Origin of the sequence: Anaeroplasma bactoclasticum, assembly GCF_003550015.1 — a bacterium.
GTDB lineage: Bacteria > Bacillota_I > Bacilli_A > Acholeplasmatales > Anaeroplasmataceae > Anaeroplasma > Anaeroplasma bactoclasticum.
This window is the reverse complement of sequence record NZ_QXEV01000006.1, coordinates 8838-24986: the sequence shown is the minus strand read 5'-3', so window position 1 is coordinate 24986 and position 16149 is coordinate 8838. Positions and strand designations below refer to the sequence as shown.

Here is a 16149-nt window from a genome sequence, read left to right as displayed (position 1 = left end):
TTCACCTTCCTTCTTTTTTAATTAATAAAATTACAATAAATACAACCTTAATCGTTAATACTCCACCAATAACCATCAAGGATATCTCAAGATAACGATCGGAGTGATTTAATCTAGCTAATATAAATACTAATGCTAGACCTATAACAACAACAAGTATTCTAAGACCATACCACAAAATTGCATCCTTCTTAGGGTGAAATAAGGCTTTTTCAAATTCATTGTTTTGAATTCTAAAAAATCTTTTATTTTGAATAAGCATTAATACATGTGTAATAATACCTATTGTTGCCCCTATAGGATAATACCACCAAAGTAGCCCACATACACCTAATATAGTAGATGTAATAAGGATAATAAGGAAGGATATTGAAAAGAGATATATATTATTCTTCTTTTCCATTATCATCTGGCTCCTTATTTTGGCTTTTTTTCTTTTCTTTTTCATCTTCCTTTATAAGATATAAAAGATAGCTAACAAATGAAAATAAGCCAATTAATAATCCTAAAACGGCTAATATTACTGGCCATACCGATTCCTTATTGATTAACCAACCAATAAGAAAGCCAAGACCAGTGAATGCAACCATTGAGAATATTCCTTGTGTGGCTAAGGTGTAAGTCTTTGCCGCTTTATCAAGCTTCACTATCTAGTTCCGAATAAACGGTCTCCACAATCTCCAAGGCCTGGAACGATATATCCATTCTCATTTAGCTTCTCATCTAATGCAGCTAAATAAATTGGAACATCTGGATGATCCTTTTGTAGTGTTCTTACACCCTCTGGTGCAGCAACTAAACCTACATAACGAATATCCTTGCATCCTCTTTTCTTTAGCATTGTAATTGCAGAAGATGCACTACCGCCTGTCGCAAGCATTGGGTCAACTAGTAATACAATGGAATTCTTAACTGTCTCTGGGAATTTTGCATAATACTCATGAGGCTCTAAAGTTTCTTCATCTCTATATAGACCGATAAAGCCAACCTTAGCTGTAGGAATCATACTACGAATTCCATCCACCATACCAAGTCCAGCTCTTAGAATTGGTACAATGACAACCTCATTTGCAAGCTCATACTGAACGCTTTTGCAAATTGGAGTTTCAATCTCCACTGGCTTAAGTGGAAAATCTCTTGTGATTTCATAAGCCATAAGACCTGCAATCTCATTGACATTCTGATAGAAATCCTTTGTAGTTGTTTGTGTCTTTCGAATATTTGTAAGCTTATGCTTTATTAAAGAATGGTTTAAAACTGTAACACTCATGTTTAAAACTCCTCCTCATATTTACTAATCTTAGCAATTCTTCTTGCATGTCTCTCATTAAAAGAGAATTCTGTTTCAAGCCAAGTATCGACAATCTCTTTTGCGTAAGCATCACCTGTATATTTTGCAGATAGTGCTAAACAATTTGAATCATTATGCTCTCTTGTAAGCTTTGCAGCATCCTTATCCATAACAAGAGCACATCTTACACCCTTGACCTTATTGGCAATGATAGACATACCAATTCCTGTATAGCAAATAACAATACCACGATCACAAACCTTATCCTTAATATCCTTTGCAACTAAATATCCATAATCGGTATAGTCACAAGAATCCTTTGTATAAGTTCCACGGTCTATGATTTCATGTCCCTTTGCCTTTAGATATGCAATTATAGAATTCTTAAGTTCTAAAGCAGAATGATCACATCCAATTGATATTTTCATAGACGAATATCCTTTCTTAAATAATTTTAAAACCATCAAATCAATTATAACACGAATACATATATATTCCGAGATTATAGAAAACGTTTTTATTTATATTTCATATAAATATAAAAGAGGAACTTTATAGTCCCTCCTTGTATAAATTTACTCTTCTTCTATTAAAACTAATCTGAATTCATTTGTTTCTGTATTAAAGTAAATATCATAATACGCATTATCATTCACTTTAAACATCTTAGTTACTCCAAAATCTATAGTTTCTCCTAAAAGTAGGGAATCACTATCTAGCACTCCATAAGGAGCACTATCCTCTGTATCCTTATCATTCATTTTTAATACATAATAATACTGGTTATTTAGAAGATAATAATTCCTTAGAACCACTTCATTAGAATCTTGAGTTTCTTCCATCTCTTTATTTCCACCACTATATTCATATTGATGGAAATAATATGTATAATGAGGGATTTCTTCTACTAATTCAATAAATACATCTCTACCATATGTATTAAATGAAATGTTATAAATACCATCAGTTAAACACTGTAAATACATAATATCATCTACCATATAGGAACGGAAATTACTGTTTGCTTTTCCCATTGTGAAATAAACTCCATTCATAAAGTGTATATTCAATAATGAATCCTTCTTTAACCTAACGTTATTAAGTTCATATAAATTCTCATTTGATTCACTTTGAATCATATCTGTTAATTTAGATTCATAATTAAATTGAACAACCAATTCTTCCCTTCCTGATACAGAAAGATATAATCCGTTTAATGTATAAGTTAAAGATATAGATGCATTTGATACATCATTATGAATACTACATCTTTCGGTAATGTTTGATGTTGTATCTGGGATAAATTTATGAACTATTCTATTATTCTTCTTATCTACTATTCTAAGCCCATCATCTCTTAATAAATTTAAGTCCTTTGCTTCCCATGAAATATGATTATCATCTTCTTCTAAAACTATAAAATCTGCCTTAGTTTCATAATTCACACTTAAAGAAATCTCTTTTGAGTATTTATTTAATACAATAGTATCTACTTCATTTTTATTTGCATCAAAATACTTATGGCAATCCATACATTCATAATATGCTATATTACCATCCGTTAAAAATGTAGGATTTACTTTTTCATGTAATGCACCAAAATTATGAGCATGTTCACCACAAGATGCTAAAGAAATAGAAAATAAAGCTATAAAAGCTAATAATATAAATTTTAAACTCTTTTTCATAATTACACTCCTCAAAAACCAATAAGAATTATATAACAAAGGCCATGAAAATGCAAAAAGCCCTCAAAAGAGAGCTTTTTATACCATCTGTATCATTCTTCTGTATCTTAAATACTGATATAGCTTTACAAGATAATTTTTTATAACTAAGAATACTCCATCAACTAATATAAAGCCTAAACCGTAGGAGAATGGTTCAATACCAATTCCTCCATTATCTAAAAATGATGGAACAAGCTTATAGTAGCTAAATAGAGAAACTAGCACAAACATAATTATCATTGTAACAATACAGTATACTAAATAGGCTAAGAATCCAAAGAATCCCTTTAGATTCAAAACCATCCATTTCTTTGTATTATTTCTTCTATTGTTCATTAGGTGGGCTAGATGCTTAATACCATAGTTTAATAGAATAGCTAAAAATAAAGATACTAATATAATTGCTTTAATTGTAATCGCATAATCCTCATAGATATCTTGAGTTTCTTTAGAAAAATCAATTCCTAAATCTAAACCACCGATTAAAATGAAGAAAACGGCAGCCGCAGCTGCCCAGAACTTCGCAAATGTAATGATAACCCCAGATGGGATTTTCGAGAATTTGTCTACTTGGTAAGGTTCAATCTCACCATATTCATCAAATTCTTCATTTTCTTCCGTTCTATTTTTCTTCATAATTATCTTTCGTCGCCCTTCTCGTATGCACGATTATAATGAATAAAGCCTAATACACATGCAACTAAAGATAATGCATCAGCGATGAATAATACAATCATAGATTTCATATAATTGCCTTCGAAATTAGCCTCATATCCACCGCCAGCTAAATCTAGCTTATATAATGTTCCGTTAACTTCAATACCTGAATCATGATATTGCTTAAAATATGTAATTGCATATACATAAGCAATAGTTAAGCCAATCATAACAACAGTGATAATTGTAGCAGAAACTACAGAACCCTTGTTTTGCTTACTATTGAATGCAAGTGCAATAAAGATATTTAAAATACCAAGTAACATTAAAATGAAGATAACTACACCTGTATAGTCATAAGGCATACCAGGTAGGTTTGCAGTATACTTAACAAGCTCTTCACCAGATTGATCTACATAAGAATATGTATAAGTAAGCTGCTGAATTGTTGCAGCATGAACGGATAGGAATAAACCAATGATTACTCCACCGATACCTAATAAGAATGCAGGAAGCTTCATCTTGTTATATTTAAAGCTTTCTACAATACTTTTCATAACTGTCTTAAGGTACTTGCCGAAGTTCTTAAAAGCCTTACCAGCTTTTCCTTCCTTCTTAGGGACCTCTTCATATCTACTTTGATCCATAATAGGTACCTCCTTATCTGATTCTCTTTGTTGTTTCTACATCGAAGAAATGTGCCTTCTCCATATCTAAAGCGAAATCAGCTTCAGTCACTTCAATTTGGTTTCTCTCTGTTACCTTAGCAACAAAAGGATCCTCACCAAACTTAGCATAAACTAAATTATATGCGCCTAAATATTCAGTATAATCGATACTCATATGAACTGTAGAATCCTTGAATTTTGCAAGGCTCTTTTCATCAATATATACATATTCAGGACGAATACCAAACTTAACCTGTTTTCCAGCATAAGAACCTAAAATTTCAGTCTGATGCTCAGTAAGCTTTAACTGTACACCTGTTGCATCATGAGTAAAATACTCTAAGTTTGCATCAATTGTACCATCAACAATATTCATTGGTGGAGTACCGATGAAACCAGCAACGAATAAATCCTCTGGCTTATCAAACATTTCCTTAGGTGATGCAATCTGCTTAACATAACCATCCTTCATAACAACAATTCTTGTTGCTAGTGTTAAAGCTTCAACCTGGTCATGTGTTACATAAATGAATGTAGTATTTAATCTTTCATGTAACTGCATTAATTCTTTTCTCATGGAGCCTCTTAGCTTAGCATCTAGGTTAGAAAGTGGCTCATCTAATAAGAATACTACAGGGTTACGAACTATTGCTCTACCTAAGGCAACTCTCTGACGCTGACCACCAGATAGCTGCTTTGGCTTTCTATTTAGATAAGGAATTAAGCCTAAGATATCAGCAGCCTTCATAACTCTTGCATGAATTTCAACTGGGTCAATCTTACGAATAGTTAATGAGAATGCCATATTATGGTAAACAGTCATGTGAGCATATAATGCATAATTTTGGAATACCATTGCGATATCTCTATCTGCAGGTGCTACGTTGTTTACCTTCTTATTATTAATTAATAATTCACCGGAAGAGATTTCCTCTAAACCAGCAATCATACGTAATGTTGTGGATTTACCACATCCAGAAGGACCACATAATACGATAAATTCACCCTTCTGAATTTCGATATTAAAATCATATACTGCATGGAAGCCATTTGGATAAACCTTGTTGACGTCCTTTAAGATTACTTCTTGTGCCATATTTTGATTCCTCCCTTACTTTGTTTCCTTTAAACTGTCTAGGTATGCTGATAACTTCTTAGCCTTTAAGAAGCCAATTACACCACCGATAATCATTAAGATACCAGCAGCAACTAATAGAATAATTGCCATTAATCCTCTAACTGTACCATCAGCTGGTAACCAGTTAACCTGACCATCGGAGTTAATGATTGTTGCGCCTAAGAACTTTGCTGCTTCATTCATTGCATCAACGTCATTTGCAGCCTTTGCAGTTGTATAAGCACTATAATTTGTCATCAGCTGTAGAGGAATCCATAGAATACGGAATAAGCAAATAACACCTAAACCAATTAAGTAGAATGAACCTCTTACCTGGTAAGTCTTTGCTTTTTCGCAGCATAGGAATCCAAATAACAGAATAAATACATTTAGAATAATTTTAAAGATGACCTGGAAATTTTCAGGATTCATACTATTCATACAAATAAACGCTGCAAATAAGCTTAAAGCTACACCAGATAAACCTAGGATATAAGCCAAACGATTATTTCTATATCTTAGCATTTCGATAGAATTCTTTGTGATTTCCAAATCGGACATCGCATTAAATGATGATTTCTTTTCTAGTTCATTAATCATTATTCTCTACCGCCTTACTTAAAATTTCTTGTCTTCTTTCCTTAGTTCTCTTAAACTTAGCAAATGTTAAGATTAAGATAAATAAGGCGTATACAATTGTAACAATGACACCAATCATATACATAACTAATGTAGTACTTGTAACATAGAAATAATTTGCTAAGGCATCTTTAGCCCCTGCGGCACCTGCTTGCTCTGCAGCCTGGTAGGCAGCCGTTCTCATATCAGAATTTTGGAGTACAGCTACAGAATTAAATAATTCCATATTAGAACCTAAGGTTCCCATTGCACCAAGTAGCTGAATAATTACAACTACACCAAATCCAACAGTAGCAAGTGTTGCAAGTACACTCATTACTACATTTGTACCATAATAAATCTTTCTCTTGTGGTTTTGGAATAAGAATAGTACCAATGCGGCAACTATAATTACCATACCAAACGCAAGAATTACATTGTTTACAGTATTCAAGTTTTGCTGGAAATTGTAAACAACTTCTTTATGATTATCGAAGTTATCTCCGATTAATTCATAATAATCATATAATAATGTCTGATCTTGATTTATAGCATTTGTCATTTCTCTTGAGGCATTTTCAATACCATTAGAATCAACATTTACATAAATCGTATTATATTGTGTTTTAAATGGTAATGCAGATAGAACAACAGCTCCACCTAAGATCAGAAATATTAAATGAATGAGTTTCATATGTTTCAATAATTTTTTCATTTTTTAACCTCCGATTTTAAGTAGTTTAGTTCTTTTTTGCATAACTTGGAATGCATTCATCATCTAAAGATCTAGCTAATGCCCATAAGGACTCACTATCATAAGAAGCCATTTCAGCATATGTAGCCTTATAAGTTGTCTTCTTACCATTTGTAGCAGTCTTAATGGTATAAATATTCTCATCTATTCCTTCATAGATTCTAGTTGCTGTACCTAAATCATAAGAAGTACAAATTAGGTTAACCCAACCTTCGTTCTTCTTAATCTTATCCTTAGCCCAGAATCCAGAAATGCTATCCCATAATCCCTTAGTATCTGTAACAGATGTTACAAACTCTGTAGGAACACTTCTACACCATGTATACTGAGATGCTGTTGCTGCATCTATAGCATTAGATGTAGCGTGCATTAATACACCAGCTAAAATCGCATTTTCAATATTCTTTAAACCAACACGTCCATTGGAATTTGTAACCTGTAGATTTAAACCAGAAAGACGAACATAACCAACACCATGAGTAGCACCAATGTAGCCTCTCATGAAGCTCCAGAAATCTGCCTGTGAGCATACAAGCTCAAGTCTTACATCATCGCTAATAATTGCATTTTCTTCTCCTGTAATCAATTCAGCAGTTGCTTTTGGAGTTATTTCTTTAGTCTCTTTATTGTAGCTATCTTTCCAATATGCTTCTGGACCATAGTTTTGGATTAACTGACCTAAACCAGAATACATGAAATCCATAATACGAAGTGCTGCTTCTTTGTTATCAGCGCTTGTAGGAATAGACCAAGATGTTGTTTGAAGTGATCTATTAGATTCATAATAACGAGTTAATGTCTTATTTGTAGTAATTGTTGCACCATTCTCGTCGTATAAATGCTGCTTTGCTGTATTTCCTGCAGTTGCCCAATAAGTTCTTGGAGGTAATACAGATCTAATGCCCTTAGTATTTGCTTTTTCAGACTCATTTGCCTGAGCAATAATAGATGGATCATCATACATCATGAAACCATAACCTGCAGAAGTTTCAGTATCCTTCTTGAAGAAACGGTCATAATATCTTGTAGATGTAGATGTAGCACTTGATACATAGAAATTATCAAGGATTAATCCTTCACTATAAATAGCAGAAATGTAATTTAATACATCATAAGAAGCAAATGTTGTTTCAAGAGCATTTAATGTACCATCTGCTGCGAAATAATAATTTCCATTTTCAGAATCAACACCCTGAACACCCCAAAGCTGTGCTAAATCATAAATAGATTCAATTGCAGAGCTTGTTTCACCTCTTGGGAAGAATACTTCAACCTCATTATCTTCACTACCTGTAATAACACCTGGGTTAGCCTTAATTACTCTCATTAAAGCAATAAGCTCATCTGTGTTATATGCTGCAGCCTCAGAAATATATAAATCTGCTGGAGATTCATATGTACCATCTGCAAATAAGCTTGCATACTTTTCAGTGATGTAAGTCTTTAACTGAGTAAGTAATTCCTTACCAGTACATCCATCACCATTTAATAAATCATTTTGCTGAGTAATAATATTTGGTTTCTCTACAAGTGCATATGATGTAGCTACACCATTCTTAGAAACCTTAACAGTTCCTTCCTCTTCAGTAATGAATGGAGTATATGAACCACTCTTTAATACATTAGCATCTGGATTAGTTCCACCATTCTTTTTAGAAGTATCACCAGCATCAGCATCAGCAAATAGCTTTGTTACTATTTCAGTATCCATAATGAATGTATTTTCAACATCATTATTACCATCTAAGTATGGAGTATAGTAAATATGCTTACCACTTACCATAATAGACTGCTTAATAGAAGGATTAGCATCTAAGTATGCCTTTAAGTAAGGCATCTTGGATTCGCCTTCTTCTGGATAAATCTCTGGATATAAGTCAACTAATGTACCAGAATTACCAGCCTTCTTTAAGTTATCTGTAGAGTTATAGAATAAATCAATGCTTCTAGATGCATCTGTTTCACTCTTATAACCTGCAGTTGCAATAGAATTATAAGCATTATCAATAGATGTTGCTGTATAACCACATGCTTCATGAATATCTGTTTTTGTTAATTCAGCAATTCTTGCCCATGTAGGTAATAATGAACCCTGAGTATATGTCTTATTATCAATGGAGTTAAACCATGAAGCACCACGGAATGTAATTCCAGATTCACCTTCATAGTTTACATAGATATCGACATCTTCTTTATCTAGCTTAGCGTAGTCTACTGTTTCTGTATAATCAGATAAAACATAAGTACCACTATCAGTACCTTTCTTATAGCTTCCTTCTGGAACTGGATCAGAACCACAGCTTGCTAAAGCTAAAACTGCAAGAGCAGAAACACCAGAGAATAATATTTTCTTCTTCATGTTGCTCCTCCTATTCCTTTACACCGCCGACATTAACGCCGGATGCAAAATATTTTTGAATCTTTGGATAAATTAGAATAACTGGAACGATAGAACATACGATGAATGCATATCTTAAGGAATATGTAGAATAGCTTAGCTTTCCACCACCGGATTCCTCAATGTTCGCAATTGTCTTATCCAAATATAATTTAATAAATGGTGTTAAAGGTAAATCATTTTCACCTAATAACATCTGTGCCCATAAATAACCATTCCAGAATTCTACAGCATAGAACATTGCTACTGTAACAATAGAGGATTTGGAAATAGGAATATAAACTCTAGTTAAAATCTGGAATTCAGTTGCTCCATCAATTGTAGCAGCTTCTTCTATTTCCTGAGGTACACTCTGGAAATAATTTCTTAAAAGGATGATATTAAATGCATTAACACCTAAAGCAAAGATGAAGAATACACGGCCATTTCCTGAGAATAATCCATCACGGAACATTACATAATTCTGGTAAGTTGGAATAATACCAGCACTGAACCATAATGTTACTGTTAATAAGAAGTTAAATCCACGACCGAAAATTAATCTTGTCTTAGATAATGCATATGCACCGCAAATACCAACTAACATGGAAATTGCTGTACCATAAATTGTAATATAGAATGCATTACAATATGCTAACCAGAATTGCTTATTCTGGAATACATCAACGTATGCGTTAAGCTGGAATCCCATTGGGATTACATTAACCTTACCATCATCTACAAAATCCTTAAAGGAAATAGAATTCATAACAATGAAGATAAATGGATATAAACAGCATAAAGCAAATATTGTTAATAGAATATAAGCCAAAAGCTTAAATACTATTTCGGATTTGTCTAATCTTTTCATCGCTTTACCTCCAAAATTAGAATAATGACGTAGAGGATACACGTCTACTGATTGCGTTAGCACCTAATACTAGGAACATCGCAAGAATAGAGTTGAATAAGTCTGCAACGATACCTAGCTGCTGAACTACTTCAGCACCAGTTGCACCAGCTGCCTGACCGGACATACGATATACGAATGTAGATACAACGTCTGCAGTTTCCCATGCGTTAGAATAATTACCAACCAATAGAATAATCTGCTCATATCCAACACTTAGAATTTGACCGATTCGCATAATTAGCATGATTACTAAAGTAGGAGCCATGCCTGGGAAAGTAATATAGCGAATCTGCTGTAACTTAGAAGCACCATCAATACGAGCTGCTTCATAATTTGTTGGAGAAATAGCTAAAATAGCTGCAAAGAATACGATAGAGTTATAACCAGCATCCTGCCATACACCACTAATCTGATATATTGGTCTGAAATATCTAGGATAACTCAAGATACTCTCTTGTAAGTATGAGACTTCTCCTGCCTCATTTGTTACGTTCAACCATCCAAAAGTCTTACACATGTTATATACCCAACCACCTGCGGCTGTAGCACCACCGGCAACTATAGTACCTTCACACCATAAGCTGATGATTGTTGTTACTACTGTTAAAGAAACGAAGTGTGGTAAGTATGCGCATACCTGAACGATGCTACGATACCAACCAGTCTTAATTTCACTAAATAGTAACGCTAAAATAATAGGAATCGGGAATCCTATAATCAATCCATACATACTATTTACGAAAGTATTACGGAATGCTCTCCAGAACATAGATGATGAAGTTCCAAAGAAAATCTGGTTAAACCAATATAAACCACACCATTGGTTATTGTAAACCAAATCGTTATCATTACCCCATTTGAAACCGGTCAAAAGGCCTCTAATTGGTAAGTATTTAAAACAGAATACAAACGCAATCATAGGGATTAAAAGGACATATAATCTCCAGTCTCTCGCTAGGGCGTGTAATGTACGTTTCCATTTTGTACGTTCGACTTCATCAACAACGTCTTGATTAGTTTCAACAACTACATTTTGCATAAACACACCATCCTTTTCTACTACATCGATGAATCTTGATCTTCTTTTTTAATATTTGATTCATCCTGTTGAGATTCTGCCTCACTCTCATCACTGAAATTGAATTTCCCGAACGATTTCATATACTCGAGTTCAGCCTCTCTTTGTTTTTTATCGTCAATGAGCTTATCTATTGCATTATTTAAAGCTCCTTGAGACCTAAGTACTAATGAGCCAACCACTCCAACGGCAAGTCCAAATAAATTGTAAACAAAGCCGAATTCAACATAGCTAGCTAGGTTTTTCACAAGTTCTACTCTATTTCCATTTTCATCTTTTGAAAAATATGTAACAGGAATGTTTGCTACACTAGTTAATCCTCCTGTTGTAAAAATTCTATAGAAGATGAACTGTACTCCACAGTAGAGAATATAATCAACAACTAAGATTAATAACATTTGCCAGGTAGTTTTCATAATCTTATTTGTTTTGTGATTTCTAAATACGATAACATTTAATCCAATGGTAGATAATCCAAGTAGCATAGATAGGATTAACTGCCAATTTGAAAAGTTATAAAATGCTGCATAATACGTTATTTCACTAAATTGTCCACCGATAATAGTAGATAACACCAAGAATGGTATAGGAATTAACCCCCATAATTTCCATCTTGCTACTGCTACAAAGACAATTAATAATGAAAACGAAATGGTTGGTGCAGCGTCTAAAACAAAACCAATAAATCTTGCGACTAAGCCCTCAAGTAAGCACCCAATAAGCGTAAGTACAATAAGATCTATTGCCATATACTTTACTACACTTTTATTCATATATGTACACCTAATAATCAATCACCAAATATTTATATTTGCTATTTAGGGCGCACTACCCCCATAATAGCGTTTTCATATAACTCATTTTAACATTTGTATATTCAATAGTCAATAGAACGCCCTGGATTTTTTGTGCAAATTGCCCAAAAACGAAAATAAAAGAAAATACTGGAAGGAACTCCAGTATTCTACTACTCTTTTGTAAACAAAAGACTATAAAGTGTTTGTTTAATTTTATACTCTTCTAATAAAGCTTCAATTTCCTCTTTTATCTTTTCATTCTTAGAGTTATTTGTCTTTACTGCACGTATAAGCAAATTCTTTGGTGAATTTTCAAAATCAACAAATTCCATTACTTGTGTTTTATATCCATAGTATTGTAAGATATTCGCTCTTATAGCATCTGTTAATATAGCTGAAAATCTTTCCTTTAAAATTCCATATTTGTTAATTAAATGGAAATTCGATGAATCTAGCTCTAAATTAATTTCATGCTGGCAGCATGGAACAGAAAATATATATTTTACATTCATAGTAATTGCATGATATAAGGCATAATCTGTTGCAGTATCACAAGCATGCAATGTAACAATCATATCAATATCATTATTTTCCTTATATTTTGCGATATCGCCTTTATAGAATTTTAACCTTGTATAACCATATTTTTCTGCAATTTCATTGCAATGATCAATAACATCTTCTTTTAAATCTAAGCCAGTAATATTAACATTCATCTTTTTTATTTCTACGAAATAATAATAAAGAATAAATGTTAAGTAGCTCTTTCCGCAACCAAAATCAATAATATTTAACTCTTTTTCATCTTTTATAGAATCATCAATTATTTCTAAGAATCGATTAATTTGTTTAAATTTATCATATCCCGCTTTAGTAACTTTACCATCTGGTGTTTGAATTCCTAAATCTACAAGTGCAGGAACTAATAGGCCATCCTCAAGAATATAATTCTTCTTTTTATTGTGGGATAGTGGAACTAAAGAAACCTCTTTTGATTTTCTTTTATTTGATAAGACCTTACCTTTTGATGTGATTCTATAGCTATAAATATAATCCTTTGTGTATAATTCTGCATTATTAAACTCTTCTGTTAATAATCGAATAATTTCTAAAGATACTTCTTCACTTTTCAAATTCTTATGGAATACCTGCTTATCCGTATAGCAAGCTAACTGTAATACTTCTTCATTTTTAATAAGAATAGTATCTAATTTTACCTTTTCATTCTTTTGATTTTTATCTTTCTTTCCAGAAATTATACCTTTGATTATTCCATCTGGAATATTTATATCTAACATATGAATCACCTCAAAATAGATAGAAGAAAGGGGGACTATCCCCCTTTAATCTTTAATGTTAAAGTTTAGAATTACTTCTTTGACTTAGCTGCATCCTTCTTAGCTTTAGCTTCAGCCTTAGCTAATTGATTAAGATCGACAACCTCTGCCATCTTATAGAAGGATACTACAGAGTTTGCAGCAGAAACAGCACTTGTCTTAGTTTTATAAGATTCGCCTACAGCAGCAACTCTATTAGATTTTGTATATAACTTATACTGATAATGACCAGTCTTATCCTTAATAGACTTGAATGTTCCTTCAGCTACATATTGTTTGAACTTTTCGATAGAAGCTAATGTAGATGCTTTAGATGTATAGCCTTCCATTTGAACTAGAATTTCACCATTAGATGCTTTTAAATCCCAGCTAAATTCACCATTAGATTCTTCAATTTCATACTTACCGCCAGTTTTATCTTCATTAGATGTAATCTTAACTGCTGTTGCGGAAGCTAAATCGTCATCCTTAAGTTCAATATCAACAATATCTGCCTTAAGTGCAAACTTCTTGAAGGATTCAGTTGCATTCTTAGCACCTGATTCTTGAGCATAATTTGCAGAAATTAATAATACTCTATGATTACTTGATGTCAATTTAAATTTAAATTTGCCCTTCTTATCTGCAAATACACGAAGCTCTCCTGTTTCAATATTCTTCTTAACAGTATTGATTGCTCTTAATACACCATCTCTAGTTGAATAGATTTCTGATGTTGCTAAAACCTCACCATTAGATGCCTTTAAGCGATATGCATAGCCATCTGCTGCCTGATATACTTCGTATTTACCATTATATCTACCTGTCTTTGGTTGATCCTTAGTTTCAGCCTTCTTTACTGCAGGTCGCTTTGCTGCCTTCTTTTCTGGTTCTTCTGGCTTTGGTTCAGTCTTCTTTTCTTGAGGACGCTTTGCAGCTTTCTTCTCTGGTTCATCCTGCTTTACTTCTTCTTGTTTAGCTTCAAGAGCCTTCTTTTCTGCTCTCTTTTCCTTAGCAGCCTGCTTACGAGCTTCCTTCTTTGCAATTTCTTCTAAATCAACAAGTTCAGCAAGCTTATAGAAAGCTACTACAGAATTAGCTGCAGAAATCGCAGCAGTCTTTGTGGAATATGCCTCACCAACTGCAGCAACACGATTTGATTGTGTATATAGCTTAAATAATGAATGATTACTCTTATCTTTAATAGCCTTGAATGTTCCTTCAGCTACATATTGCTTAAATTTTTCAATAGAAGCTAATGCAGAAGGTTTAGATGTATAGCCTTCCATTTGAACTAAGATTTCACCATTAGATGCCTTTAATACCCAGCTATAATCACCATCATCTACATCAAGTTCATACTTACCGCCAGTTTTATCCTCATAAGATGCAATCTTAATCTTAGTTGCATGAGCTAAATCATCATCCTTTAGATCAATGTCTACAATATCAGCCTTAAGCGCAAACTTTTTGAATGATTCTGATGCTCTTTGAGCACCTGCTTCTTGTGAATAATTAGAACTGAATACTAATACTCTATGATTCTGTGCAACAAGCTTAAATTTAAATTTACCATGTTTATCAGAGAATACACGGATTTCTCCAGTCTCAACATTCTTCTTTACTGTATCGATAGCCTTAATTACACCATCTCTAGTTGTATAAATTTCAGATGTAGCAAGTATTTCACCATTAGATGCCTTTAAGCGATATGCATAGCCATCTGCAGCAGGATATACTTCATACTTACCATTATATCTGCCTGTTTTTGGCTTTTCAGGAGTAGCAGCCTGTTTAGCCCTTCTACGGTCCATTTCTGCTAATCCCTTTTCGTATTTTGCCATAATGGCATCAATTTCATCACTATCTTTAGACTTTTTGATTCTTTCGATATCAGCAAGTAATTCTTCTTTGTTAATTAAATTCTTTTGTAACTTAGCCATGATCCTTACCTCCTGATTATTCCTCAATGTATTTTAATAGATCATTTAATCTATTTACAGATTCTTTTCTCTTCTTAGCAAGTGATGGCTTCTTTGCAGTAGAAGTTGCCTTCTTAACTGCAGGACGCTTAGCTGCTTTCTTTTCTGCTGGTTTTGATGTAGCAGGTTTCTTTTGAGGTTTTGGTGCTTCCTCTTCCTGAGTATCAGTTTCCTCAGTTTCTTCAGGAGCTTCTTCCTCTTCAGTTGGTTCATCCTCAACTACTTCTTCAGTTTCCTCAGCTTCTGGCTCTTCTTCAACTGGTGCTTCTTCAGCAACTTCTTCAGCTACTGGGGATTCTTCCTCTTCGACTGGTTCTTCAGCTTGTTTAGGTTCCTCAGCCGCTTCTGATTCCTCTTTTGGTTCCTCTTGCTCCTTCATTGCTCTAGCACGAGCTCTTAAAGCAGCAATTCTTTCAGCACGGATTCTTGCAGCCTTTTCCTCTTCAGTTTCTTCTTTAGGTTCTTCCTCTTCAGCTTCTGGTTCTTCAGCCTCTGGTTCCTCTACCTCTTCAACTGGTGTTTCTTCAGCGACTTCTTCAGTTTCCTCAGTCTCTGGTTCTTCTGCCTCTTCAGCTGGTGCTTCTTCAGCAACTTCTTCATTTTCTTCAGCTACTGGTTCTTCTACATCTTCAGTTGGTGCTTCTTCGGCAACTTCTTCGGTTTCTTCAGCTTTTGGCTCCTCTGCCTCTTCAGCTGGTGCTTCGTCAAGAGCTTCTTCAGTTTCTTCAGCTTCTGGTTCCTCTACCTCTTCAGTTGGTGCTTCTTCAGCGACTTCTTCAGTTTCCTCAGCTTCTGGTTCTTCTGCCTCTTCAACTGGTGCTTCTTCAGCAACTTCTTCAGTTTCTTCAGCT

General features: G+C 33.7%; 16 protein-coding genes and 1 pseudogene. All 17 read right to left on the bottom strand.

Annotation, left to right across the window (positions count from 1 at the left end):
- Position 1 precedes the first annotated feature (1 nt).
- The gene (locus EI71_RS10130; protein ID WP_162849742.1) at positions 2 to 403 is read right to left on the bottom strand and encodes a hypothetical protein; all 402 of its coding nucleotides are present in this window, start codon (positions 401 to 403) and stop codon (positions 2 to 4) included.
- Complete coding sequence (locus EI71_RS03890) at positions 387 to 647, bottom strand: hypothetical protein (protein WP_119015944.1); 261 nt, start codon at positions 645 to 647, stop codon at positions 387 to 389. Before EI71_RS03890 ends, EI71_RS10130 begins: the two co-directional genes overlap by 17 nt.
- Positions 647 to 1270 carry a uracil phosphoribosyltransferase gene (gene upp / locus EI71_RS03885; protein WP_119015943.1) on the bottom strand — a complete coding sequence of 208 codons (624 nt, stop codon included), beginning with the start codon at positions 1268 to 1270 and terminating at the stop codon, positions 647 to 649. The genes EI71_RS03890 and upp overlap by 1 nt, the downstream gene beginning before the upstream one ends.
- Positions 1271 to 1272: 2 nt before the next feature.
- The gene (rpiB, locus tag EI71_RS03880) at positions 1273 to 1719 is read right to left on the bottom strand and encodes a ribose 5-phosphate isomerase B (RefSeq protein WP_119015942.1); all 447 of its coding nucleotides are present in this window, start codon (positions 1717 to 1719) and stop codon (positions 1273 to 1275) included.
- Positions 1720 to 1866: 147 nt separating this feature from the next.
- The gene (locus EI71_RS03875; RefSeq protein ID WP_119015941.1) at positions 1867 to 2979 is read right to left on the bottom strand and encodes a hypothetical protein; all 1113 of its coding nucleotides are present in this window, start codon (positions 2977 to 2979) and stop codon (positions 1867 to 1869) included.
- Positions 2980 to 3057: 78 nt separating this feature from the next.
- Complete coding sequence (locus tag EI71_RS03870) at positions 3058 to 3657, bottom strand: hypothetical protein (protein ID WP_119015940.1); 600 nt, start codon at positions 3655 to 3657, stop codon at positions 3058 to 3060.
- Positions 3658 to 3659: 2 nt separating this feature from the next.
- Positions 3660 to 4325, bottom strand: a complete 666-nt coding sequence (locus EI71_RS03865; protein WP_119015939.1) for a hypothetical protein — start codon at positions 4323 to 4325, stop codon at positions 3660 to 3662.
- A 13-nt stretch (positions 4326 to 4338) separates the two neighbouring features.
- Positions 4339 to 5442 carry an ABC transporter ATP-binding protein gene (locus EI71_RS03860; RefSeq protein ID WP_119015938.1) on the bottom strand — a complete coding sequence of 368 codons (1104 nt, stop codon included), beginning with the start codon at positions 5440 to 5442 and terminating at the stop codon, positions 4339 to 4341.
- Between the two features lie 15 nt (positions 5443 to 5457).
- On the bottom strand, positions 5458 to 6063 hold the full coding sequence (locus EI71_RS03855) for a hypothetical protein (RefSeq protein WP_119015937.1): 606 nt from the start codon (positions 6061 to 6063) through the stop codon (positions 5458 to 5460).
- Positions 6056 to 6796, bottom strand: a complete 741-nt coding sequence (locus tag EI71_RS03850; protein WP_119015936.1) for a hypothetical protein — start codon at positions 6794 to 6796, stop codon at positions 6056 to 6058. Before EI71_RS03850 ends, EI71_RS03855 begins: the two co-directional genes overlap by 8 nt.
- 25 nt (positions 6797 to 6821) lie before the next feature.
- Entirely contained in the window at positions 6822 to 9194 is a 2373-nt protein-coding gene (locus EI71_RS03845; protein ID WP_119015935.1) for a type 2 periplasmic-binding domain-containing protein, read from the bottom strand.
- A gap of 10 nt (positions 9195 to 9204) precedes the next feature.
- Complete coding sequence (locus tag EI71_RS03840) at positions 9205 to 10083, bottom strand: carbohydrate ABC transporter permease (protein ID WP_119015934.1); 879 nt, start codon at positions 10081 to 10083, stop codon at positions 9205 to 9207.
- A gap of 16 nt (positions 10084 to 10099) precedes the next feature.
- Positions 10100 to 11164, bottom strand: a complete 1065-nt coding sequence (locus tag EI71_RS03835; protein WP_119015933.1) for an ABC transporter permease subunit — start codon at positions 11162 to 11164, stop codon at positions 10100 to 10102.
- A gap of 20 nt (positions 11165 to 11184) precedes the next feature.
- A complete protein-coding gene (locus EI71_RS03830) occupies positions 11185 to 11976 on the bottom strand; it encodes a hypothetical protein (protein WP_119015932.1) in 792 nt (263 codons plus the stop codon).
- 194 nt (positions 11977 to 12170) lie between these two features.
- Positions 12171 to 13298 (bottom strand): class I SAM-dependent methyltransferase, encoded by a 1128-nt coding sequence (locus EI71_RS03825; protein WP_119015931.1) that lies wholly within the window; start codon positions 13296 to 13298, stop codon positions 12171 to 12173.
- Between the two features lie 71 nt (positions 13299 to 13369).
- Positions 13370 to 15259, bottom strand: a complete 1890-nt coding sequence (locus EI71_RS03820) for a YegP family protein (RefSeq protein ID WP_119015930.1) — start codon at positions 15257 to 15259, stop codon at positions 13370 to 13372.
- A 16-nt stretch (positions 15260 to 15275) separates the two neighbouring features.
- Positions 15276 to 16149, bottom strand: a pseudogene (locus tag EI71_RS10125) (hypothetical protein); the annotation flags it as partial.

Excerpts from the sequence above, each read along its gene's own strand:
- EI71_RS10130 (WP_162849742.1), bottom strand. The coding sequence starts at position 403 with ATGGAAAAGAAGAATAATATATATCTCTTTTCAATATCCTTCCTTATT.
- upp (WP_119015943.1), bottom strand. The coding sequence starts at position 1,270 with ATGAGTGTTACAGTTTTAAACCATTCTTTAATAAAGCATAAGCTTACA.
- rpiB (WP_119015942.1), bottom strand. The coding sequence starts at position 1,719 with ATGAAAATATCAATTGGATGTGATCATTCTGCTTTAGAACTTAAGAAT.
- EI71_RS03875 (WP_119015941.1), bottom strand. The coding sequence starts at position 2,979 with ATGAAAAAGAGTTTAAAATTTATATTATTAGCTTTTATAGCTTTATTT.
- EI71_RS03870 (WP_119015940.1), bottom strand. The coding sequence starts at position 3,657 with ATGAAGAAAAATAGAACGGAAGAAAATGAAGAATTTGATGAATATGGT.
- EI71_RS03865 (WP_119015939.1), bottom strand. The coding sequence starts at position 4,325 with ATGGATCAAAGTAGATATGAAGAGGTCCCTAAGAAGGAAGGAAAAGCT.
- EI71_RS03860 (WP_119015938.1), bottom strand. The coding sequence starts at position 5,442 with ATGGCACAAGAAGTAATCTTAAAGGACGTCAACAAGGTTTATCCAAAT.
- EI71_RS03855 (WP_119015937.1), bottom strand. The coding sequence starts at position 6,063 with ATGATTAATGAACTAGAAAAGAAATCATCATTTAATGCGATGTCCGAT.
- EI71_RS03850 (WP_119015936.1), bottom strand. The coding sequence starts at position 6,796 with ATGAAAAAATTATTGAAACATATGAAACTCATTCATTTAATATTTCTG.
- EI71_RS03845 (WP_119015935.1), bottom strand. The coding sequence starts at position 9,194 with ATGAAGAAGAAAATATTATTCTCTGGTGTTTCTGCTCTTGCAGTTTTA.
- EI71_RS03840 (WP_119015934.1), bottom strand. The coding sequence starts at position 10,083 with ATGAAAAGATTAGACAAATCCGAAATAGTATTTAAGCTTTTGGCTTAT.
- EI71_RS03835 (WP_119015933.1), bottom strand. The coding sequence starts at position 11,164 with ATGCAAAATGTAGTTGTTGAAACTAATCAAGACGTTGTTGATGAAGTC.
- EI71_RS03830 (WP_119015932.1), bottom strand. The coding sequence starts at position 11,976 with ATGAATAAAAGTGTAGTAAAGTATATGGCAATAGATCTTATTGTACTT.
- EI71_RS03825 (WP_119015931.1), bottom strand. The coding sequence starts at position 13,298 with ATGTTAGATATAAATATTCCAGATGGAATAATCAAAGGTATAATTTCT.
- EI71_RS03820 (WP_119015930.1), bottom strand. The coding sequence starts at position 15,259 with ATGGCTAAGTTACAAAAGAATTTAATTAACAAAGAAGAATTACTTGCT.